The organism is Methylobacterium sp. V23, assembly GCF_002917135.1.
Lineage (GTDB): Bacteria > Pseudomonadota > Alphaproteobacteria > Rhizobiales > Beijerinckiaceae > Methylobacterium.
Genome location: NZ_PDHT01000001.1, coordinates 665,707 through 686,565 on the forward strand (window position 1 = coordinate 665,707; position 20,859 = coordinate 686,565).

Here is a 20,859-nt window from a genome sequence, read left to right on the forward strand (position 1 = left end):
CCATCGGCTTTGCTCTGGGCGCCATGGCGGCTGCACCGCGACACGCATACCAAGCTCCGCGGACGCAACGCGTCATCGTCTATCGGAACCGTCCGTCCCGCCGGCACGTCGCTGCCGCCCCGGTTCGTCGGAAAGCCGCGCCACTGCAAGGCGGCGCAGCCATCAGCACCGTGTCCGATCCGTTCGCAGGATCGAGCACCGCTCGACCGATTCCCGTCAGCGGTCGCTGAGACCACCGGGAAGGTTATTACTGTCATGAGTCTTGTCTCGCGTCCGTTCTTGATCGTCGTGATGGCCCTCGCGGCTGCGTTTCCCGCACCGCGAGAGGCCACCGCTGCTCCTGTCCTCAGCGTGGACAAGACGATTGGGAAGGTATCGGGCTGGTCGATCGGGATGAGCCGATCGACCGACGGCTGCCTGGCCGCTGCGACCTACGAGGACCAGACGACAGTCTGGATGGGATTCAACGGAGAGAAGGACGAGGCATTCCTGGCCTTTACCAATCCCAAGTGGCGGTCAATCGAACCCGATCGCCTCTATCAACTCATGATGCTCACCGGACGGGGACGCTGGAAGGGCCAGTTCTCCGGGATCGAACGCGGTACGGATCGTGGTCTCATGGCATCCGGGCTCAAGAAGAGCTTCGTGCTCGACATCGCCCGTGCCGGTGGGATCGAAGTGCTGTTCGAGCGCAAGTCGATCGCGCAACTCTCGTTGTCGGGATCCTCGGATGCGATCAGCGCGATGATCGATTGCCAGAAAGCCATCGTCGAAGCGAAAGCGGAAACGGCGCCATCCAGGAACAAGGCGAACCCCGACGCGGGCGTGACGCCGAGGCGGGACAGCGGGTCCTCCGGAACCGGCTTCTTCGTGTCGGAGGCCGGACACGTGCTGACCAACAACCATGTCATCAATGGCTGCACGGAAATCAATATCGCCAAGTTCGGTCTGCCGTCCCTGCGGGCGCGGCTCGTCGCCACCGATGTCCAGAACGATCTCGCGGTGCTGAGCACCGGCTTCGAGAATCCCGTGGTTCCGTCCCTTTCGCTCAAACCGAGGGTCGGCGAGAGCGTCTATGCCTATGGCTTTCCACTTCCCGACCTCCTGGCAGCCTCCGGGAACTTCACGGTCGGCAACATCACCGCTGCCGCGGGCCTCGGCGATGACACCCGCATGCTGCAGATCTCGACGCCCGTTCAGCCCGGCAACAGCGGCGGGCCTCTGATCGACCAGTACGGCGCCGTGGTCGGCGTCATCGCCTCGAAGCTCAACGCAATGACGGTCGCGAAGGCCAACAACGACATCCCGCAAAACGTGAACTTCGCCATCAAGTCGACGATTGCGCTGAATTTCCTCGACTCGAACGGGATCGTCACAGGGAGCGGCACCAAGAATCCGACTCCGCTGGATCCGGCGACCGTCGCCGAGCAGGCCAAGGCCTACACCGTGCACGTGACCTGCCGATAAGCTGTGCCGCTCGCCATCCGGTCTTGGGAATACCCCCCGGGTCGGACAGCGATGCGCCGTCTCGCGCGAACACCCGACGGTCAGGTCTGCCACCCAGGCGATAGGCCGGCAAATCGACCGACACGGGCGTTCAGTTACAGCCGACGCTCCCGCACAGGGTGTTGGCACCCGTCGGCGACGCCCCGGCGATGGCGGGCGCGAAGAGCGCCGCTTTGGCAAGCTTCGCCTCCTCGTTGTCGGGCTTCAGGCGAAGGACTTCGTCGTAGTCGCGCGACGCCAGGAGGAGGTTGCCGAGTTGCGTCTGCGACTTGGCGCGGTTCATCAGCGGATAGATGAAGGTCGGCCGCATGGTGTGGGCCTGCGTGAAGTCGACGATGGCCGCCGCATGGTTGTTCAGGCCGGCCTGCGCGATGCCACGATTGGCGAAACTGTAAGGGTAATCGTCATCGGCCCGGATCGCGCTGGTGCAGTCGGCGAGCGCCGCCGCGAAGGCGAGACGATCGTTGTTGGCCTTGCAGCGCCCATCGAGGGCGATCGCGCGCTGTCGAGGCGTACGCGCTTCCGCCAGCAGAGCCGAACAGCCGGTCACCCGAGCTTCCGCCGCGCCGGTTCTGCAATCCTGCCCGGGATCGGCCAGAGCGCCTGATCCTGGCGACAGGCATGCCGCCAGAACGAGGAGCGCGGTGAGCTGACGGGCGGCTCCTGGAAACCGGTTTCGCCGACACTGCCTCGGATTCGCGCAGGTGCTGGAAACGGTGCGGGGGCGTGGCGGCATTCGCTTTCCCGGCATGATCAGACGTCCTCGACCCGTTGTCTTCACCGGCACCGGTTCGTGAACATGTCACTGTTCGGCAATTGCATGGAGTTCATCATCTTGAGCAACTCGGCGCGATACGTTTCGCTGTGCTCGGAGGGAAAACGGCCGCCGATATGCGTGATCGTGCTGCGGTCATCGCGGCGAATCGAGACGAAGTCGAGATAGCTGCGATCGTCGAAAGCCCCTTGTCCGCGCGCCGTGCCCCGCCCTTCGAGAATGTAACCGGACCGTCCGGGCGCAGTCGTGATCTCCTGCGAGCGGGAGACCTGCGTCCGGCGTGGAGCGATCTGTTCGCTCATGTACTGGCGCGCGTCGCCGCAGCGCTCGTTCGGGCTGACCTGCACATAGATGGCGACCTGCTCGCCATGCAGCCGGGATTGCCAGACCGTGCTGTACGACTGCTTCTGAGCGTCGAAATGATCATCGGCCAGCGCTTTGATCTCAAGCAGATTTGTCGCGTAGTTCAGTGTCCAGCCGGACGCGCTCCGGGCCGTCGACCGCTGCCGTTGCGCCTCCTCTCGCAGCCGCTGGGCTTCCGCCTCCCGCTGTCGCTGCGCCTCCGCCTCGCGCTGCCGGAGGGCTTCGCGCTCGCGCTCGCGCTGGCTCTCCTGTTCGAGGCGAAAGCGGTCCGCTCGTTCACGCTCCAGTCGTGCCTGCTCCTCCCAGCGCCGCCGCTCATCGGCCTCACGCTGGCGCTGAGCGTCGGCGTCCCGTTGGCGTTGGGCCTCGCTTTGCTGCCGGTCACGCAGGCGGTCGCATTCCACGACGTGGTTCTCGACGATGCCGCGGAAGCGCCCGGCCGGATAGGCGCTGCCGTAGCTCGACGCGCTGAGGCGGTCGTCGCAGGATGCCACGGCCTTCTGAAACGCGCGCTGCTCGCGGCCGGCCTGGAGCCTGTCGGCGAAAGCGCGCGCATAGGGATAGGCGGCGGTGACCGCCTCGCATTCGCGGATCAGCGGATCGAGGGCGATGGAGCGCAGCGCTGCGGGCTCGGCGTTCGGGTCGACCTTGTTGCAGGGTGTCGTCATGCCCGCGAAGAAGCCCTGGGGCAGGAAAGAGAAGGCGGTGGTGAGCGCGCCGCTCGCCCTCGGCTCGAGATCGCTGCCGCCGAGGCCGCGTTGCAAGAATTCGTAGGATTGCAGGAAGTTCTGTCCCTCCTGCGCCATCGCGCCAAGCAGAATGTCGCGCAGGGACGCGCGTCCCGCCAAGGGCACGGCGCCCGGCGCCCGGCGTCCGAGACGCTGACCGCCGATGACGCTGGCGCCCGAGGACCCTGCGGCAGCGTCGAAGTCGCAGCGGCCTCCTGCAACCGGCTGACACTCGTCGACGACGGCGACGAGGTCGCGCGGCTGACGGCGTGACAGGCGTCGGAGCAGATCGCCGAGGCGTACGCCCTCGCTCTCGATGAAGGCCGGTCGCTGCGTGAGGTCGCCCGCAGCCCCCTGCGGCATCAGGAACACGTCGTCCTCGCCACCGACACTCGGGCCGAGCGCGATCACCGCGACCTGGGCCCCCTCCGGGAGCCGCGCTGCGGCTTCGCGCAATCCGCGCTCGAGTTCCGGCCGGTCCGCGGGTCCGAAGGTCCAGACGTCGAACCCGATTTCGCGCAGACGCTTGCGATAGGCTTCCTCGTCGGCATGGGCCGTCGCCGCTCGACTCCCGGCATTCGTTGCCTGGGGCACGATCAGGAGCGCGATGCGCGGACCGGACAGGACGCTGCTCCTGCCCGTCGCCGCCTGAACGGCGAGCCCTGGGGCGGCCGCGCGAGCGGACGGGATGTGCACGAAGGCATTCAGGGCGAGAGACAGGCCCGTGAGCAGCGCAGCCGCGCGCGCCGTGGCCCGGAGCCGGACCGGTCGTGAAGTGGAGAGGGCCATGGGAAGACTCTTGGAAAGCGTCATGGACGGCAGATCGCGCGCAGTCGCTCGTCGCGGCCGACGAGTTCCGTGTTGGCGTCGCACAGGCTTCGGAGCGCGTCGGTGTGCCGGGGCGAGCGGTTGCGCCAGAGCGCGTAGTAATAGGCGGCGCGGGAGACGTCGGGCTGAGCGGCGTCGCGATACGTGGTGTCGGTGGTCCGGGGATCGTAGAAGCGCGCCATCTGCCAGGCAGCATCCGCGCTGGCGGCGGGATCGGCCTCCTCGAAGGCCCTGAAGGCGGCCCCTCCCTGCTGAGCCTCGATCGCTGTGCCGCCGAGCGCCAGAAACGCGCTGCCTGTCGCGCGTTCATCCAGGAGGCGTCCGTGCCGTTGGCGTAGTTCGGCAGCACTCAGACGTGGCGCCTCCGCAGCGGGCGGCGTCCGTGCTTCGGGCTGCGCCGGTGTGTCCGCCGGCGCAGTCGGGTGGCCGGCCAGGACAGCCTTGAGCAGGTCCTGGTACAGGTACGCGCCGATTCCGGCCCCGGCGAACAGAACCAGGAATACGAGCGCCGGCCAGATCCGGCGCGGCGCCTCTCGAGGCACTTCGGGAAGGACAAGCCCGTCGCGCACGCTGGCCCGGCGGGGCGGCTCAGGCTCGGCCGGGGACGTTTCCAAATCCTGGAGCGGGGCGAGACCGTCACCGGGTTCACCGGCGAGCGTTTCCTGAGAGGGCGCGGTCTGGGTCAGGCTGGGGGCGGGGATCGGGGAAGCGGCGAGCATGCCGGAGCCGGCGGGTGCCGGCGTAATGAACGGCCAGGATACGACCCCGAATGAGGTGCCGTCCTGGCCGACGATCTCGATCGGAACGAGTTCCTCAATGCGATCGACCACCGAGGGGCCGAAGCGGGCTACGGTGCGGCCGTCATGCTCGGTCATGGAGAGCGGGGCGAGCCACGCAATCTCCGGCTGCCATCCCTCGGTGCCGAGATGCCTCGGCTCGGTGTCCTGGCGCCGGAACGACAGCAGCGGCGAGGCGGCGCGCTGCCCGAGATCGATGAGGGCGTGGCCGCCGATCTCGTCCTCGTCCTCTGTGATGCGAAGGGTCATGGTTGTGTCCAGGCAAGTCGTCTGAGGCGTCTGTGAGCAGCGGGGCTCGAGGTCCGTGAGCTAGGCGGCCGAACGCCCTTGCAGGCCCGTCAGGATCGCGCCCAGCCTGCCGTTCTGCTCGAGGTCGATGGTGACCCCGGCCGCACTCTTCGCGTTGTCCTCCACGACCCGGTAGAAGCCGTGGAACCAGTCGGTCGCGTAGGTGTGGCCGAAGGCTGCCGGAGTGGGGCCGATCGACCGGGCATCGAAGGTGACCGGCCGGGCCTCGAACGCGATGCGGTCGCCCGCCTCATCCTGGATCGAGGGCCGTTCGCCGGCTGGGGGGACCAGACCGAAGCCGAGATCGCCGCTCAAGCGGTTCAGGCGCGTGGCCGCGATCAGTGCGAGCTTCGCCGTCGACTGCTCTGCACGCTCCACGGTCGCGAGGGCCCGCAGATCGGCTGCGATGGCGGCCTCCACATCCGCACGGCGAGCCAGGGTGATCATCTCGCCGACGATGATCTCCATCACGTCGACTGGAACCTGGAAGCGGTGTGTGAACCCGTCGGCCTCGATCCGCTGGCGCATGGAGCCGATCCAGGCGGTAACCGCGGCCCGGGCCAGGCCACGCTCACGATCGGACGCGCCGGGTCCCACCGGTGATCGGGCGCTCGGGACTCCACCCCCAGGGCTCGGCGCACCGGGGCGGGCGATCGCACCGGGACGCGCGATGCGAGCAGGTGCCGCCGGCGAAGCGCTCTCGGCCGGTGCCCCGGATATCGACTGACTCGCCCCATGGAGGGCTTCGGTCAGGGTGCCCACATCGATCAGGAGTTCGCGCAGCAGCGAACCGAAGCCGCCGGCCGCTACGGTCGCGTCGAGGGCGTCGAAGACATGGCCGGCAGCCTCGCGGCGCTCGGCCAAGCGGGTCTCGATGTCGAGGGCCACGTGGAAACGCCCGAGCCGCTCCCGCAGCTCAGCCCGCAGTCCATCGAGCCGCGAGGCAATCTGGGCGGCCTTCAGCTCAGGCCGGCAGACGCGAGCCAGATTCTCGACGAGGTAGCTGACGCCTCCGTCGTTGAGGCGCAACGCCTCGTCGAAGGCGCGGGCAGGATCCTGAAAATGCGCGGCGGCCTCGGGCAGGGACACGAAGCCGCGGCGCAGTTCGGCGATCCGCTCCTGCTTCTCCGGCAGGAACCCGATCTCGCGCCGCCCCTCGTATCGGATCACGGATTCGGCCGGGTAATTCGGGTTCCGGAACCAGAACGCGTTGCGGAACGGCACCCCCGGCGTCCACTGCCGAGGCCAGGTATGGGCCTTGCCGAAGAACCCCAGGAGCGATGCCTCGATCCGGTTGCGGAACCGCAAACCGGCATCCTGTCCGGCATCCCCCGCCTTGTCGACGAAGTGACTGTCGAACCAGGTCATCACCAGGAAGAGCAGGTTTGGCAGGGCGATCCGCGCCTCGGGGCTGGCGCCGTGAGTCTGGGTGATCCAGCGCTCCACCAGATCCGGCAGCGTCACGACCTCCTGGTTCGACGGCCTGATGCAGAGCAGCATCGTCGTCAGTTCCTGCTCGGCCACGTAGCGATCGAACAGGTAGGCGACCTTGCCGCGCAGGAAGGTCTCTTTCAGGGAGTCGGGGTGCTCCGCCAAGAAATGGGCCAGATCGACCTTCTGACGGCTGCGCGCGCCGGGGAAGTCGAGGAGGTCCGCCTCACGAAGGAAGGATCGCGGTGCATCCGCGATGTCGATCCGCAACTCCGCCGTGATGGCCGCTACAGTGGCGCGCGGCAGGGAGACCGGCGTTCCGGAAGCGCCGTAGACGAGCAGCGTGTCGGCGCCCCCGGAGGCCCCGAGGCCCGCCAGGGTGGCGACATCGAGGATACTGCCTTCCCGCGGCACCAGGGCGCCGATCGGCGCAAAGATCTCGTCGGGATGCCCAAGGCGTTCGAGGGCCTCCGTGAAGTCCCGGTAGAGCCGGGTGAACGCCGCATGGCCGCCCCAGAGCGGCGCGAACAGGCGCGCGCGTCCCTCCAGGTCGAGGCCCGGGGCGAGTGTGCGTGCCTCGTCCCAGTAGCGTGCCAGCGCCTCCAGGGCGCGGCTGCCGCGCGCCTGGTCGAGAAGATAGTCCCTCAGGTCGTCGACTTCGGCACCCGTGAAGCGTGCACCCCCGGTGCGGGTCCGGGTCCGCAACTCGGCCAAGAGCGCATCGATCTCCTCGGCCTGCGGCGGATGTTCCTTCGTGGCATCGCCGTCGTGCAGGAAGCTGTTGCAGAGAACCTTGATCAGATCGCTCTCCGTCAGCACCCGAAGGCGTACCGGAGCGCCGGGCGGAGTCGGTGTCCCACCCTCCTGGGCGCTGAAGCGCGTGACGAGCCCGGTCGCTTCCTTCTCGCCGATCGGATTGATCTCGGCGAGGAAGTCGACCGGTGCGATTCCGTCGAAACGGGCCCGCAGAGAACCGTTTTCGGGGCGGGCCAGGACCTCCACGAGGTAGGATTTCCCAGCCTGGCTCGGGCCGAACACGCCGACGCACATCGGTCGCTGCGCTGCCCGGCCGAGGCGTTCGGCCCGATGGGCGATCTTGCGCGTAGAGCGGACGAGGTCGTCCCGCTCACGGCCGACGGTGGCTGCGTTGGCGGCGTCGCCGAGCCAGCGCTCGGCATCCTGCGCGAGACGGTTGGTGTCGTGGCAGGCCTTGGCAAGGAGGTCAGTCGACATGGCGGAGATTATAATTAATCCTGTAGGAGTTCGGGGCAGACAATGCCTTCAATCGACGGAGAGAACTCCGGTATCGAGCCAGTAGCCTTGCTCAGAAACCAGAGTGTCGAGCACAAGCTCGATCTTTCTTTTGACGTCGAGACCGTCCGCATCGTAGGCATCGGTGATTTCGAATTCTTCCTTCATGGATTCCGAACGGATCAGTGCATCCGGGCTGTCATCGTCAGCACGCCCATCGCCGATGCGTTCGAGCGTGATGTCGAGGGGAAGGCGCAACGGCGTCGCCTCCTGTCCGGTTCGGAGACGCAGGCGATACAGGGGCGTTGCGATCCAGCGCTCAACCGGCAATTGCCGGTAGCCGAGGCGCATCGGCGCATAGTAGCGGAGCTTCGCAGTCATCGCGGGTCCGCTCGCCCGCGCTGCTGCGGGTGCATCGAGGTCCACGTCGCGGAAGCAAAGACCGGCATCCCGTAACTGCCCACTCAATTCCATCTCGCCGATGTACCGGGCGGTCGAGCGCAGGCCCAAGCGGTGGGTGAACAGGGTGAAGTTCGTCAGCTGGCTCTCGGCCAGCGCGCAGAGCATTCCACCCACCGCCGTCGTCGTCTTCGGATCTCCGATGCGGCGGTTGTCGCGATCCCGGAACGGATACCAGTTGCCGGCTTGGTACTGGTGCAGCGGCACGATCCGATCGGGAGAGACCGCCAGCTTGTTCACGAGCAGGTCGACGAAGGCCGAGAGACGCGAGGGACGTCCCGACAGCAGCACCACGTCCACATCGAGGGCATGGATCGCCTCGCAGAGGTTGTCGAGCACGAGGTCGAGAACCGACACCACGCAGGCGCCGACAACCTCGGCACGCGCCTCGAACACGCAATCCACCAGGGCGAAGCCGGTGGCGCCGTCGCGCCGCGCCGGACCTTCGAGGAAATCGAGCAGGCGTGGCTGCGGCAGGGCACGGCGCACCACGCGGCCGCCGCGCTCAGGGAAGAATTCCGAGAACGGACGGGTGGTCAACTCACCCTCGGCCTCGACATCGGCCAGAAGACGCAATCCGATCGGTTCCAACACGCGGGATACAAATTGCCGGCGCAGGTGCTTTTCCTGCTCGGCCATGTTGGCGCGGTCGCCACCGAAGCGCTCGAGTAGGAGCGCGTGCGGGTCAGGATGCCCCGCACGGCGCAGAGCCTCCTCGATGGTCGGCAGAACGAGCCTTTCGATGACGCTCTTGAGGATGTCGTCGCCCGCGATCCTGAATCCCTCTCGGAAATTCTGCACCGGTTTGATCGCCCGGTTCCCCTCCGCGTAGTAGGTCGTCACCATCAGGTCGGTGGTGCCGCCGCCGACGTCGATGCTGGCGATACGAACTGAGGGTTCGGCGGGCGTGCCGGGAGCGGGTCTGGTGTCCGGTTCGGCGAAGGGTCGCGGGCGGCCGATGAGTTTGAGGAAGCCATCGACGGCCCCGCCCAGTTTCTGCGTGATCTCTCCGTAGAGATAGACGAACTGAACGCAGCTCGCCTCATCCCAGGACACGTGGACCTCCGGCTGCGTGACGCCCGGGGGTGGGGTGTCGGCCCATCCCATCAATTGCCAGATCAGCTTGACGGCGCCTTCCGCCCGAGAGCGCAGCAAACGCTGTTCCTGCACAGGCATCGCCGGAGGCAGGGTAAGGATGATCCGTCGCAGCTTGCGGGGCGCGTCCTTCGTCCGTCGACGCTCACGCACGCCGGCGTTGTTGATCATCGACAGCGCGTGGCAGACGACCTCGGCGACCATGAACGTGAAGAAGGACGACCGTGAGAACGTCAGCCGCGATGCACCGATTCGATCGTCGGCCTGAACTCGGATGCCGTAGCGCTTCCTGTCGGCGTCGAGCTGGGAGATCACGTCGCCGCGGCTGTTGACGAACTGGCGGATCGTCCGGTCGATGAGCGGGCTCGTTCCATCGGCGCCGTAGTCGCGATCCGGAAAGCGCCATTCCTGGTTCACCGGTCGCACGTCGCAGAGATAGCGCTTCGGGCTCGACAGACCGCCGACCGCCTCGGTGCCCTGCGCCAGCTCTCGGAAACGGCTCGCCTCCGGCCCGACCCGAACGGGGCTCGGCCAGAAGAACGCGCGCGGCCGTGCCGAGAGCCGGGAGAGATGATCGCGTCCGAAGCGGGCGTGGGATAGCTCGACGTGGCTCTCGAACGGCTCGACATAGGCCTGTTCTGGCTCGGACAGGTCGCGAAGCTGCAGCACGAAGGAATTGTTGAGGTCGACGCGATCCTCGTTGGGGTGCGACTCGATCAGGATTCCGCAGGTGCGGCTGTTTCCGATGTCCAGGATCAGGTCGACGGTCACCGGCTTGATGGCCGGGAGAGCCGAGACCGTATCGGTAAGACGCATGACGCGGGGCTGGATCGCCCGCTGCAGATATTCGAGCAGCACGAGATAGCGGGCATAGTGCTCGAGGGTGTTCGGGAAATCACTGTCCCGCAGAGGCCGGTCGGGCCGCTGGGCCGCCTTGAACTCGCGGAATTGCTCGGAGAGCCAGGACGGCACCCATTCCTGAAAGCCGGCGCGCTGGCGCGCCTCCTCGCTGTCGGAGGCTGCGCCAAGAAACCAGCCGATGTCGCGGAAGCGGAAGGCGAACCGGAACTCGTGCTCGTTGGCGGCATCGTCGAGGCTCGGCGCCGTGTACGGCCGGTTCGGGCGCCGCTCCAGAAGTTCCGTGTCGAAGGCGAAGATCACCCGATGGCTGATCGGACTGTCTGGTGCGCGGTCGGAGACCTCTGCGACGCGCACCCGCGCCCAGTTGGTCGGGCCCACGTCGAGTTCATCGCCTCCCTCGATTCCCGCCTTCACCCGCAGCATCGGGATCGGCGTCCACTTCTCCAGGAAAACTTCCAGGGCGCCCCGCTCGCTGATGGCGTATTCACGATCGGCACCGCGGGCGGTCTCGATTTCCTCTCCACCCGGGTCGGTCTCGTCCCAGGTCGGGAGCAGCCGATAGGTCTGCCGACCCGCCGACTGGGACACGCCTTCGACCTCGCGCTCGATGAAGCGGCGCGACAGGCGACCGACGGCATCGATGTTGAACGCGTACTCGACGAACTGCACGCCGCTATGGGGCACGAGTCGGATCGTGGGACCGAAGGTGACGGGATCGACGAACATCGGGACGGATACAATCCTGATACGAGACGGCCTTGCCGGGACTCAGGGGACGCGTGGAGGGGGCATGCTCACGGCCGAAGTTCACGGTATGGCAGGGGCTCCGGAAGCGGGGACGATCGGAACCGGGAAGGTGAAGACACTCTGGGAGACACGGGGAGTCGAGACCCGCCCTTCTTCTTCCCGCATCGCCCGACCGTTCTGAGACAGGACGAGGCGGAACGGAATGCTCGAGCGCGCATCGCCGTGCCGGTCGTAAAGGGCGACGGCGATGCCGAAGACCCCGGCCGGCGTCGGCGCCTCGTCCCAGATGATGTGCTCGACCGGGCGGCTGGCGCTGGTCCCTCCGCCTTCGTTCTGGTCGGCCACGAGGCGGCCGCCGCAGGCGTTGCGGTTGTTGAAGCTGATCCGGGCCTGATCGGGGCAGGCGACCTGCAGATCGAGATCGGCAGCCCCGTCCCAGGCGAGGGTCAGCTCCAGGTATCGCCCGCGCTCGATCCGCTCCAAACGCCGTTCAACATCGGCAGCGATGGCGCGCGGCGGGGTGACCGGCGTGGACGGAACCGGGATCGCGGCACGCGATGGAAGGGGACAGCTCGAATCGCAGGAAAGGGCACGGCGCGTCAGCGCAAGCTCTGCAGCGTGCACCTCGCCCTCGATGGCTTGGATCGCTGCGCGCTGTGACAGGTCGGCCGGGTCGATGCCGAGGGAAGCCGCGGGACAGTGATCGGGTAGGACGCCCTTCAGCCAGTCCGGCCAATTGGTGCTGCCGATCGCACAGGCCTGCAGCAGGCGGTCGCCGAGAGCCAGCGAGAGAAGGGCGAACACCAGCCACAGCACGGGCACGAGAGCCGATCTCGTCCGCACCACGCCGACGTCGTTCACCGCTTCAGGTCGCGGAGGCGGCGGCGCACTCGAATGCGGGGCGGCTTGCGATGTCCGCAGTGTGACCATCGCGGCTGCAGCGCTGCCGGTGATCGCGCCGTTCCGCTCGGCAACAACGCCCATCCCCTGAGCGTGACGATAGCCCCATGCCACCAGGACCGGTTGGCCGCCGATAGACCAGAGATGGTCGTCGTCAGGGGTGACGAGCGCATCGCGGATGAGGCGAGCAAGGTCACGCGAAGCTTCGCCCTCACTCTCGAGCGTGTCGGCGAAGGCGGCGACCTCGGATCTCAGGCGCCCCGCTACGCGACGGAGGGCTTGCGCTTCGCCGGCTTCGAGCCCCATGACGGGCGCGGCCTCGCCGTCTCCGTCGGCAAACCAGGCGAGCCCCGGGAGGCCCGTCTTCGCCATGGTGATCGGCACCGGCTCGGCGAAAAGCTTAGCGTGAGCGCGACCGACCCGCTGGGCCAGGAGGGCGACGAACTGATCGTACTGCTGATTCAGCTTCGGATTGACCGCGTCCAGACCTTGGCGCGGCGTCTCGGTCAGCTTGACGGTGCTCGACATCTGGCGACCGATCTCAACGCGCTTGCGGCCCGCCCTCACGCCCCGGACGGGGGCGTGAGGGGACGGGAGCGGTGGGGCGGGGCGGAAGGGCGACGGCACCCTCCCTCGGCGCTGGTCTCGGTGCCGCGTCCGGCGCGGGCTCCGCAGCGGCCCCGGCACCCGAACCGGATTCCCGCGGGGCGGCGGACGCAGGCTCCTCGGGCCGGGCTTCCCGCGCCGTCGCCTGCAGGTCGCATGGTTCGGCGTCTAGCGGTGCTGCGACGCCACTGGCTTCCAGGAATGCCGAGAGACCGTCCGCCCCCAACGCGTAGCGCGCAGTGACGGGCATGCGCCCGTCACTGCGGCCGAAGCTGTTCACGCCGACGACGCGCGCGCAGTAATCCACCAGCGGTCCGCCGCTGTTGCCGGGAGCGATCTCGGCGCTGTGAAGAACCAGCGTCACGGCCGCATCGTCGTAGCGCTGAAGGTGGTTGACGACGCCGGTCTGTAGGACCGGTTCTAGGTCGCGGCTCGCGGAAGCGTCCCCCTCGCCAAGCCTTGCGAACGTCGGGTCGGTGCCGAGGTGAAGGCCGGGGAAACCGGCCGCGACGACAGGTGTCAGTGGTCGTCCGGGTCCAGCCAGAGCGAGGGGTCGCACGTCGGCCTGGCGCGGAACCCGCAACAGGGCGAAATCCGTGAGGTGGCCCTCACCTCCGGTACGAACGAGCCTGGCCGGAATGATTCCGATATGGCGGCCCGCGATCCTCAGGGTCTCGGCATTCTCGACCACGTGGCGGTTGGTGACCACGAACTCGTCGCTGACGAAGAAGCCGGAGCCGGTGGAACTGCCCGCCAGGACCAGGACGCTGCCCCGCTCCAGTCGAGCAACGAGACTGGCCGGGTCAGGCGCGGCAGGTCCTTGGATCGCGGGCCCGATCGCGGCCCGGGCCTGAGGACGCGACGTGGCATCGGGTGGCAGGCGAACTCCGGCTGGGCTCTGGGGAACCAGGGACGGCAGTTCGGCTCGCAGGCGCGGACAGGCGAATGCGGCGGCGGACGCCAGGGCTTCGCGGCGTCGCTGCAGGTTGTCGAGCCATGCGGCCTGCAGCGCCTTCGCCTCCGCCGACACCGTCCGCGGAGCGGTGGGAAACGTCAGCGCGCCCGGTAGAAAGGACAGTCCGAGAAGAACGGCTGCGCATGCGACTGCGACAGGTGCCGGGCTTGACCAAGCCGGCACGGGACGGCCCCTTGGCGGACGTAAGGCTGCCCTCGCTGTCGGTGCGGTCTCGGAGGATGGCGCTTCGTCGGATTGGAAGCGGGACGACCAGTCTGCGCGTCCGACCGGCGGCATCGGCAGGCCCGGGGGCAGGAGGCCCCCGAGGGTAATTGCGTGATGGCGCAGCCGGCTCGCCTCGTCCGCAACCAGTCCGGCCGGGAGTAGGCCCCAATCGATCAGGAGCGGCTGATCGCCGATGGCCAGGACGGCGCGCGGCCCGGCGAGATTCAGACAGGCCCCCAGGAAAGGACCCTCGACGGGGCTGCGAAGGAGGGGCGCCAGATCGGAGAGGATCGCGCGGACCCGGTCGCGCAACTCCGAGGCCTCGCCGGGGTCGAGGTCCGCGAGACTGCGAACAGGTCCGTCGAGGGATGTGTACCAGTCAACACGCGCCGCAGCGGATCCGTTGCTGTGCGACAAGACCGGCTCGGCGAAGAGCCGGGCCGCAGCCGCACCACCGCGCTGTCGCAGCAGACGGACCAGGCGTTCGTGACCTTCGATGACGAGCCCGTCATCGATCCGAACTAGGTCGAGGTCGGCCAGCGTGCGACTGCCGACGAAACGCGACCCTTCCGTCACGGCCGTTCTCCACAGCACCAGCCCAGGAGGCCGGGGCTAATCACAGCGGGCACCTGTGCCAGGGCCGTCGATATCGAGGCGTACGAGAACATCACGTGCCTTCGCCGTCCCACGTTGCGCTGCCCGCTCGTACCAGGATCGTGCGGCAGGTCCGTCAACGGGACCGCCGAGGCCGTTGTCGAGGGCCGTCGCGTAGCAAAACATGCCCTCCGCAAGCCCCATTTCAGCCGCCTCGCGAAACCACGCGCGGGCCTTGGTATCGTTCTTCTCGAAGCGGCGTCCCTGCCGGTAGAGAATACCGATGTTCACCTTGGCGGCAGCGCTGCCGAGGTCGGCAGCGACTTTGTAGGCGCGATACGCATCCTGGTTTGCGCCCTGACGATCATAGGCGCGGCCGAGTTGAAAGCTCAGGCGACGAAGGTCGGGATTCTGCGCGAAGGCTCGCTGGCAAAACGGGATGGCACGTTCGGGTTGCAACTGGCGGAATTCAAGGCGTGTGCGCCGATGCGCCGAATCCGAGTCCCAAGGTGCAGCGGCTGCCTGATCGCACAATTCGACAAAGTTCTCTTGTTGTGCGAATGGCTGCTCAATCCCCAAACACAGCGTGATTTGGAGATGACTGAAAATACAGATTAGAACTAAGCGCAGCATTGCAAATGTCTTCGCATTGCTCGATGTTAATGGCATCGGATTAATAGAGGGAGGGGGACGCTCCGGTCGCGGAAGTGCCCGCGACTACCCGTGCGTTGTACGATGGGTCGCCTTTAGAAAGTACCAAAGACTCTGACGGTTTTGACGAATTTGGAAAACAACGGCTGCGTGTCCCACTTCCGCAACACGTTGGCATTCTCAACCTTTCACGTCGGCGTCAGGGGGAGGGCACCTGGTTACGCATCCTCGTAGTGATGCGAACACCTTGACGACTAGGCCTACGACGATGGCAATGCCAAATACCAGGAGTGCCGCTCACACTTACCGGCGCTTGGAACGGCGAAGGCAGCTTTGTGATGGCGTCTGCGATGGTATATCCCTCCAACGTGCCTAAATTTTCTTCTACTTCGGATCCGACGCCACAAACTACCTTGAGATTTCAATCACATAGGTGTTCGCAGTTTTATTCTGATTGGCGCGCCAATCATTTCAATGATTTACCGTCGCTTCAGGCTCCGTCCCGCCTTCGCGTATCGAGCGCTGCGCGAGGAAGAGGTCTTGAGACGTGAAAGGTGCGTTCCGGTTACCGGTCCTCCTGCTCTGCGTTGCAGCGGCTGTTACGCCGGCCCGGGCGACCTTGAACCCCTCCCGCGACGTCCTCTGGATCGCCCTGCAGGGCTGTCTTCTCACGAAGAAGACCACGGGCCGCGCCTTTCCTTGCCTCTCGGTCGATCTGGGCGACGAGGATCGTCCCGGAACGGCCGTCCTACGGGCGCCCGGACAGCCGACACACACCGTTGTCATGCCGACCGTCGCGGTGGTCGGCCTCGAAGCACCGCAGCTTCAGCAAGCTGCCGGCAATACCTACTGGAAAGCAGCGCTTGCCGCTCGGACTTATGTGGTCTCGGCTCTCGGAGGACGATTGCCAGTGGAGCAGGTCGGCCTCGCCGTGAACTCCGTGGGTGGGCGGAGTCAGGACCAACTCCATATCCATCTCGATTGCATCAGGCCGACCGTTCGTGCTGCCCTACAGCGTCATTCCCTGCGCCTGCGGGAGATATGGACCGCGTTTCCGACGCCCCTCGTGGGCGGGCGTTTCATGGTTCGGCGGATCGATGCGGCCGCGGTGGACGGCTTCAATCCCTTCGCTGCCCTGCGGCAGCTTCCGTGGCGTACGTCCGATCTGCGCTCGACGAGTTTCGCGATCATCGCCCGCGAGCCGAACGATCCTGATAAGGGGTTCTACATGCTCGCCTATCGCTCCCCCGAAGCGCATGCCGAGATGCTACTCGACCACAGTTGCTCGGTTGCGCCGAAGGCGGTGTCCCAGTGAACTCTCGCATCTGGAACGGTGGTGTCGGGCCGAGTCGGTTGGCGCAGGGCTGGACCGCTTGCTGCGGAAGGTGGATCTTCACGTCAGGCCTAACGGCGAGAGCGACCTGAGATGACAGCAGAAACCGGAGATCCGCCGGAACGGCTATCCAAGGTTGTGCGCCTCTCGACGCTTCTCGCAGATCAGGTGCTGGCAGCGCAGGCCGCCGAGCAGCCGGTTCCCAAGGCCCACATCAACGCGTTGCTCGACGCAGCCATCATCCTCGATAAGTACCAAGTCGCGTTGCCGGCGCCACTCGGCCAGATCGTCGATCAGATCAGCGACGTCGAAGATCAGGAAGCTGGCCGGCTCGCATGGCTGTTCCGGCCATTCCAAGGGTCCGCAAGGTAGAGCTCGCCCATCCGTCTCGTAGAAACCGCCGCAGTATTCACCTAACCCCGTCCAGCGAAGGCGGAGCGTTGCTGCTCAAGCCGGTCTTAACGATCTTCAATCAGCGCTTCGACCGACTGGATCTTGGCCTCGAAATCAGCGATCCGCTGCAGGACACCCCTGCACGGGAGTGGTTCACCCGCTTCCGCTTCCAGCACCAAGAAATGCTGTTCAGCCCTCAGGCGTTCGATGAGCGCTTCCAGATCTGACATACCAGGGGAAGCTCACCACGGCGGAGCATGTTCCTCATCGGTTCAGGCTCATCCTTAACACCTGCCTACCGCGATGGACGGACCTTCGTCCCTGGCGCCCGACCTGTTCAGCATCGCGGATCACGCGCGTCTAGGCCCAAGACGCCGATCCCTGTGTGCTGGGCGCAAGCGTGGTGTCACCGACCAAGGGTGGCGCATTGAAGAAGGCTGAAGCGATGGTGCGCGCATACCTGGCGCGGCCGCAGTCAAGGTTGTCGCTGACGAGACCCGCGAACGCGAGGCGGCCGCGAATTCTCGCGCCGTTCGGCGAGATCCCGGGCGACTTTGTCGAGAACATACAGCACGCGCGCGCGGCGCAATCGTTCACGCGGCAGGGGCGCTCGAGGAAGAAGGCGATTCTCAGATCGTCGGAGCCGTCCACCCGCCGAACTTCTCTTCGAGGCATCGTACCAGAGCGAGCGCAATATCCTCGCGCCACGGCCGCGCGGCTATCTGGACACCGATCGGCATGCCCTCGGGGGAGGTTCCGATGCGAACGGTGGCCGTGGGCCAGCCTGTCAGATTGTGCATCTGCGCATAGCCGACTCCTGTCTGCAGTGTGGGATCGAAGCTCTTTCCATGGTGCGGCGCGACGTAGGGCAGCACCGGAGACAGCAGGGCGTCGTATCCGCGCATGAAGCCCATCATGGTGTTGCGGTAAGCATCCCACCGCGTGAACGCGGCCAAGGCGTCCGTAGTGCTGGCCATTGCGGGGGCCGAGCGCGATGAGAGCGATTGCTCGAATAGCGGTGAGATCTGTTCGGTCCCGACGGACTTCAGGAAGGCGCGCACCCCGGCGCCCCCATCACCACGGGTCATGTCGTAGTAGATCGTCGCGGCGCGGTCGGCCTCAGGTGGGCGGCGCTCCTCGACTCTTACGCCCAAGTTCGCGAGTGCATCAGCAGCGGCGCGTAAAGCGGCGGCGATTTCCGGCGTCGGCGCAAGAGTCCCGTCATTGTCAAAGTAGGCGAGGCGAAGCTTCGGTACCTCCACAGCGCGGCTGTCGAGCAATGGCATATCGATGATGGTGTAGTCTTGGAAATCCGAACCCGCGATGATCGGCAGCGCGAGGGCGAGGTCATCGACCTTCCGGGCGATCAGACTGACATGGAAAACCGAATTCCGGGCTCCCATAGGTCGAGGGAACTGTCCGGTCCTCGGAACACGACCCGACGTGGGCTTCAAGGCAGCCAGACCGCAGTAATGTGCCGGCACGCGGATGCTGCCTCCGGCGTCCGTACCGAGCCCGAGCGGCGAACCTCCCGCCGCGACGATGGCCGCCTCGCCGCCGCTGCTTCCGCCCGGCGTACGGGTAAGATCGTACGGATTGTTGGTCCGCCCATAGATCAGATTGTCAGTCTCGAGCGCACCGGCCAGCTCCGGCACGTTGGTCTTGCCCAGGATAATTGCGCCGGCAGCGCGAAGGCGAGCAACGGACGTTGCATCCGTCTTCGGCACGTAGTGAGTTCGGCCGAGCGTTCCGCCCTTGCAGATAACGCCCTCCGTCTCCAAGGTGTCCTTGATCGTTATCGGAACGCCGTGGAGAGGACCCTTTGATTCGCCGCGGGCGAGCGCAGCATCAGCTTCGTCTGCTTGCCGACGGGCGGAATCAGCAGTGAGCTGGACGATGGCGTTCAGCTTGGGGTTGATGCGCTGGATACGGCCCAGATACGCCTCGACCACCTCGCGAGAACTTAGCCGCTTGGAGCGAATGGCCTGGGCAAGTTCGCCTGCAGAGGCCGCAGTTGTCGAACTGGAGGCTCCTGCAGATTTTGCGGGACCAAACGCGGCGACAGCACCGGTGGCCGCCATTCCGCTGAGAACCGAACGGCGTGCAATCCGATTGGACATCCAACTCACCTTTGATGGTTGCTCTGAGCGCAGTTGCCAGCAGCTACGCCATTCGTTTCCGCGCCGGTTCTTCGAAGGTCAGGTTCTTCGAAGAGGAGGTTCTTCGGATACCTTACGGCGTCGGACGGCTTCCCGAGCAAGCCTTGCACCATCCGAGACGATGGTCGGCACGCCGGGAGTGCGACGGATTGTGACTGCTCTGGTGGATCCGGTCGGGACACGGAACGAGAAGACGGGGCGCCTGAAAGTGGCGCGGCTCGCGCAGTGGGCCGAGCAGAAAGGGTAAGCTGAGAGATGTCCGACGACACCCGTAAGCTCGAGATCCTGGTGGGCCTGTACGAACTCGCAATCAGTCGGCTGTTCGAAACGGTCCCAGAGGGAGGCGAAGCCAAGCGACTCTTCGTCGAGGACGTCCGGCAGCTCCTGGGCAGCACGAACGAGGTTCAGCCGCATTCACCGGCCGCTCAGACGTACGAAGCGCTCCTCCGGCGCCTTGGGGCGACTCCCCCCGACGCTGCCGGTGGTTTGGGCGTTGTGCCAACGCCTGAGCGGGGCCTTCCCGTATCCGGCTCGGGCGAGTAGGCGCGCGTCGTTCCCCTTGAGCGCCATGGCGATCGGGTTCAGGGGGGACTGGAAGCGTGCACCAGCTAGGCTTTTCCAGAAGTGCTTTTAGAGCCACACCCTGCGCACAACGATCGACGTTACGGACAAGCTGCCACACTCCGCGCAAAGGCCTCCCGCATGCCTCCGTCATCGAGACCAGCGCAGGAGAGCCGCTATGAGCAACAAAGGGCAGTCCAATGGCGCTGAGGTCGTCCAGTTCCCCCCACGGGTGGCGCTCACCAGTCCGGATGCGGACATCGCCTCGATGATCGAGGTGCTTCAGGACCAGCTTGCCTTGGCTCGCGAAGGTAAGCTGCGCTCGGTGGCTGTCGTCTCGGTTTCTGCAGACGGCGAGGCCGTTGGGACGCAGTGGTCGTGCAAGGGCGCTGACGTCACGGGCCTGATCGGCAAGCTGACGGTGCTGACGCATGACCTCATGGCAGCTCGGAAGTAGCGGTTGCAGATGCCTCCCCGCGGCTCCAGCCAATGGGCGATCGGAAGGCTGAACACATGGCGACGTCATTTAAGGGCCTCTACCTGTGCCTGCCGAAGCAGGCGCAGCCGACGCGCATCCGTGCGGAGGATGGCGAGCATGGCCAACTCACGCTGTCACGGGAGGATTACGAGGCTCGTGGTGGCCAGCCGCCTTGGCAGAGTCTGCCCTGGGCAGGCGAAGAGGCACTTGCACCCGACGCCACCGGCAAGGACATTCCTGACACCAGCATGTGAATGGCAGCCCCTGGAGATCGGACGACCGGCCCAGCGGCGCGATGCCACTGATGCCCGTCGCACCACCCGCGCGCTCAAGCGTGCTATCCGGCAGCATGCCTCGTTGGTTCTTTCTCCTCTTCGCCATCGCACTCGGCTTGTCCGTTATGGGCGGTGTGCTGATCTTTCTGCGGTCGCCGACGCCGGTCGAGCAGCCTTCGAACTAAGCCGTCGTGGGCAGGCAGCCGTTGCGATCAAGCGCGCGCTGTTGGCAGCGCACCGACCTGCGTGGTGTAGCGCGGGCGGCGCATCTCGAACTTCGTCGACCAAGTCCGTTTCTCGGTGAGCCCACCCCGGGCGGGCACGACGGCACCCCGACCGAAGCATGCGGTGCAGGCGTCCAGAGCCTCCATCAGCGGTGCGCCGCGCTCCCGGTCGAGCTGACCGATCAAGGCTCGTGGCGCGTCCGCGAGGCGTGTCGGGTCGGTCGTGAGCGAATCGACCACCTGCCCGGCGCGCGCGACGGCGAGCGGACTCGCATCAACGACAGTTCCGGGGAGCGCAGGTTTCGCCTAGGCTCTGGACCCATAAGTTTGGCTTAGCAGGTGTGTCTGTGATTCCTTCTGGGTGGAGGAGGCGCCG

General features: G+C 66.3%; 18 protein-coding genes. 7 read left to right on the forward strand and 11 right to left on the reverse strand.

Translation table 11 applies throughout. From position 1 onward, the window contains the following. Positions 1 to 255: 255 nt before the first annotated feature. On the forward strand, positions 256 to 1,467 hold the full coding sequence (locus CRT23_RS03105; protein ID WP_103708497.1) for a serine protease: 1,212 nt from the start codon (positions 256 to 258) through the stop codon (positions 1,465 to 1,467). A gap of 130 nt (positions 1,468 to 1,597) precedes the next feature. On the opposite strand, the gene CRT23_RS03110 is transcribed toward CRT23_RS03105, so the two are convergent. The 8 genes from CRT23_RS03110 to CRT23_RS03145 form a co-directional block, all read right to left on the reverse strand. Continuing rightward, positions 1,598 to 2,056, reverse strand: a complete 459-nt coding sequence (locus tag CRT23_RS03110; RefSeq protein WP_245435919.1) for a hypothetical protein — start codon at positions 2,054 to 2,056, stop codon at positions 1,598 to 1,600. Positions 2,057 to 2,283: 227 nt separating this feature from the next. Then, the gene (locus tag CRT23_RS03115; protein ID WP_181017237.1) at positions 2,284 to 3,828 is read right to left on the reverse strand and encodes an MAP7 domain-containing protein; all 1,545 of its coding nucleotides are present in this window, start codon (positions 3,826 to 3,828) and stop codon (positions 2,284 to 2,286) included. 353 nt (positions 3,829 to 4,181) lie between these two features. Beyond that, the gene (locus tag CRT23_RS03120) at positions 4,182 to 5,246 is read right to left on the reverse strand and encodes a hypothetical protein (protein WP_103708498.1); all 1,065 of its coding nucleotides are present in this window, start codon (positions 5,244 to 5,246) and stop codon (positions 4,182 to 4,184) included. 60 nt (positions 5,247 to 5,306) lie between these two features. Beyond that, positions 5,307 to 7,949: a virulence factor SrfC family protein gene (locus CRT23_RS03125; RefSeq protein ID WP_103708499.1), complete on the reverse strand. Its 2,643-nt coding sequence runs from the start codon at positions 7,947 to 7,949 to the stop codon at positions 5,307 to 5,309. 48 nt (positions 7,950 to 7,997) lie between these two features. After that, a complete protein-coding gene (locus CRT23_RS03130) occupies positions 7,998 to 11,108 on the reverse strand; it encodes a virulence factor SrfB (protein WP_103708500.1) in 3,111 nt (1,036 codons plus the stop codon). 81 nt (positions 11,109 to 11,189) lie between these two features. After that, the gene (locus CRT23_RS03135; protein ID WP_103708501.1) at positions 11,190 to 12,557 is read right to left on the reverse strand and encodes a hypothetical protein; all 1,368 of its coding nucleotides are present in this window, start codon (positions 12,555 to 12,557) and stop codon (positions 11,190 to 11,192) included. A gap of 13 nt (positions 12,558 to 12,570) precedes the next feature. Further along, the gene (locus CRT23_RS03140; protein WP_103708502.1) at positions 12,571 to 14,391 is read right to left on the reverse strand and encodes a trypsin-like peptidase domain-containing protein; all 1,821 of its coding nucleotides are present in this window, start codon (positions 14,389 to 14,391) and stop codon (positions 12,571 to 12,573) included. A gap of 36 nt (positions 14,392 to 14,427) precedes the next feature. Beyond that, positions 14,428 to 15,042 (reverse strand): tetratricopeptide repeat protein, encoded by a 615-nt coding sequence (locus tag CRT23_RS03145; protein ID WP_146056312.1) that lies wholly within the window; start codon positions 15,040 to 15,042, stop codon positions 14,428 to 14,430. A gap of 565 nt (positions 15,043 to 15,607) precedes the next feature. Between CRT23_RS03145 and CRT23_RS03150 the strand changes: the two genes are divergently transcribed. From CRT23_RS03150 to CRT23_RS27675, 3 genes are all read left to right on the forward strand, one after another. Further along, on the forward strand, positions 15,608 to 16,375 hold the full coding sequence (locus CRT23_RS03150; RefSeq protein WP_181017238.1) for a CDP-diacylglycerol diphosphatase: 768 nt from the start codon (positions 15,608 to 15,610) through the stop codon (positions 16,373 to 16,375). 111 nt (positions 16,376 to 16,486) lie between these two features. Beyond that, on the forward strand, positions 16,487 to 16,765 hold the full coding sequence (locus tag CRT23_RS03155) for a hypothetical protein (RefSeq protein ID WP_082512822.1): 279 nt from the start codon (positions 16,487 to 16,489) through the stop codon (positions 16,763 to 16,765). Next, positions 16,729 to 17,013 (forward strand): hypothetical protein, encoded by a 285-nt coding sequence (locus tag CRT23_RS27675; RefSeq protein WP_146056313.1) that lies wholly within the window; start codon positions 16,729 to 16,731, stop codon positions 17,011 to 17,013. Before CRT23_RS03155 ends, CRT23_RS27675 begins: the two co-directional genes overlap by 37 nt. A 133-nt stretch (positions 17,014 to 17,146) precedes the next feature. On the opposite strand, the gene CRT23_RS03165 is transcribed toward CRT23_RS27675, so the two are convergent. Both CRT23_RS03165 and CRT23_RS03170 read right to left on the reverse strand, forming a co-directional pair. Further along, a complete protein-coding gene (locus CRT23_RS03165; protein ID WP_103708504.1) occupies positions 17,147 to 17,437 on the reverse strand; it encodes a hypothetical protein in 291 nt (96 codons plus the stop codon). Beyond that, positions 17,416 to 18,906 carry an amidase gene (locus CRT23_RS03170; protein WP_103708505.1) on the reverse strand — a complete coding sequence of 497 codons (1,491 nt, stop codon included), beginning with the start codon at positions 18,904 to 18,906 and terminating at the stop codon, positions 17,416 to 17,418. Before CRT23_RS03170 ends, CRT23_RS03165 begins: the two co-directional genes overlap by 22 nt. Before the next feature lie 294 nt (positions 18,907 to 19,200). Here CRT23_RS03170 and CRT23_RS03175 point away from each other — a divergent pair, with 294 nt between their 5' ends. From CRT23_RS03175 to CRT23_RS03185, 3 genes are all read left to right on the forward strand, one after another. Further along, a complete protein-coding gene (locus CRT23_RS03175) occupies positions 19,201 to 19,488 on the forward strand; it encodes a hypothetical protein (RefSeq protein ID WP_103708506.1) in 288 nt (95 codons plus the stop codon). A gap of 196 nt (positions 19,489 to 19,684) precedes the next feature. Continuing rightward, on the forward strand, positions 19,685 to 19,963 hold the full coding sequence (locus CRT23_RS03180) for a hypothetical protein (RefSeq protein ID WP_103708507.1): 279 nt from the start codon (positions 19,685 to 19,687) through the stop codon (positions 19,961 to 19,963). Between the two features lie 56 nt (positions 19,964 to 20,019). Next, positions 20,020 to 20,238: a hypothetical protein gene (locus CRT23_RS03185; protein WP_103708508.1), complete on the forward strand. Its 219-nt coding sequence runs from the start codon at positions 20,020 to 20,022 to the stop codon at positions 20,236 to 20,238. A gap of 233 nt (positions 20,239 to 20,471) precedes the next feature. On the opposite strand, the gene CRT23_RS03190 is transcribed toward CRT23_RS03185, so the two are convergent. Continuing rightward, positions 20,472 to 20,669 (reverse strand): DUF4113 domain-containing protein, encoded by a 198-nt coding sequence (locus tag CRT23_RS03190; RefSeq protein WP_348628830.1) that lies wholly within the window; start codon positions 20,667 to 20,669, stop codon positions 20,472 to 20,474. Between the last annotated feature and the right edge of the window lie 190 nt (positions 20,670 to 20,859).

Excerpts from the sequence above, each read along its gene's own strand:
- CRT23_RS03105 (WP_103708497.1), top strand. The coding sequence starts at position 256 with ATGAGTCTTGTCTCGCGTCCGTTCTTGATCGTCGTGATGGCCCTCGCG.
- CRT23_RS03120 (WP_103708498.1), bottom strand. The coding sequence starts at position 5,246 with ATGACCCTTCGCATCACAGAGGACGAGGACGAGATCGGCGGCCACGCC.
- CRT23_RS03125 (WP_103708499.1), bottom strand. The coding sequence starts at position 7,949 with ATGTCGACTGACCTCCTTGCCAAGGCCTGCCACGACACCAACCGTCTC.
- CRT23_RS03130 (WP_103708500.1), bottom strand. The coding sequence starts at position 11,108 with ATGTTCGTCGATCCCGTCACCTTCGGTCCCACGATCCGACTCGTGCCC.
- CRT23_RS03135 (WP_103708501.1), bottom strand. The coding sequence starts at position 12,557 with ATGTCGAGCACCGTCAAGCTGACCGAGACGCCGCGCCAAGGTCTGGAC.
- CRT23_RS03145 (WP_146056312.1), bottom strand. The coding sequence starts at position 15,042 with ATGCTGCGCTTAGTTCTAATCTGTATTTTCAGTCATCTCCAAATCACG.
- CRT23_RS03155 (WP_082512822.1), top strand. The coding sequence starts at position 16,487 with ATGACAGCAGAAACCGGAGATCCGCCGGAACGGCTATCCAAGGTTGTG.
- CRT23_RS27675 (WP_146056313.1), top strand. The coding sequence starts at position 16,729 with ATGGCTGTTCCGGCCATTCCAAGGGTCCGCAAGGTAGAGCTCGCCCAT.
- CRT23_RS03170 (WP_103708505.1), bottom strand. The coding sequence starts at position 18,906 with ATGTCCAATCGGATTGCACGCCGTTCGGTTCTCAGCGGAATGGCGGCC.
- CRT23_RS03175 (WP_103708506.1), top strand. The coding sequence starts at position 19,201 with ATGTCCGACGACACCCGTAAGCTCGAGATCCTGGTGGGCCTGTACGAA.
- CRT23_RS03180 (WP_103708507.1), top strand. The coding sequence starts at position 19,685 with ATGAGCAACAAAGGGCAGTCCAATGGCGCTGAGGTCGTCCAGTTCCCC.
- CRT23_RS03185 (WP_103708508.1), top strand. The coding sequence starts at position 20,020 with ATGGCGACGTCATTTAAGGGCCTCTACCTGTGCCTGCCGAAGCAGGCG.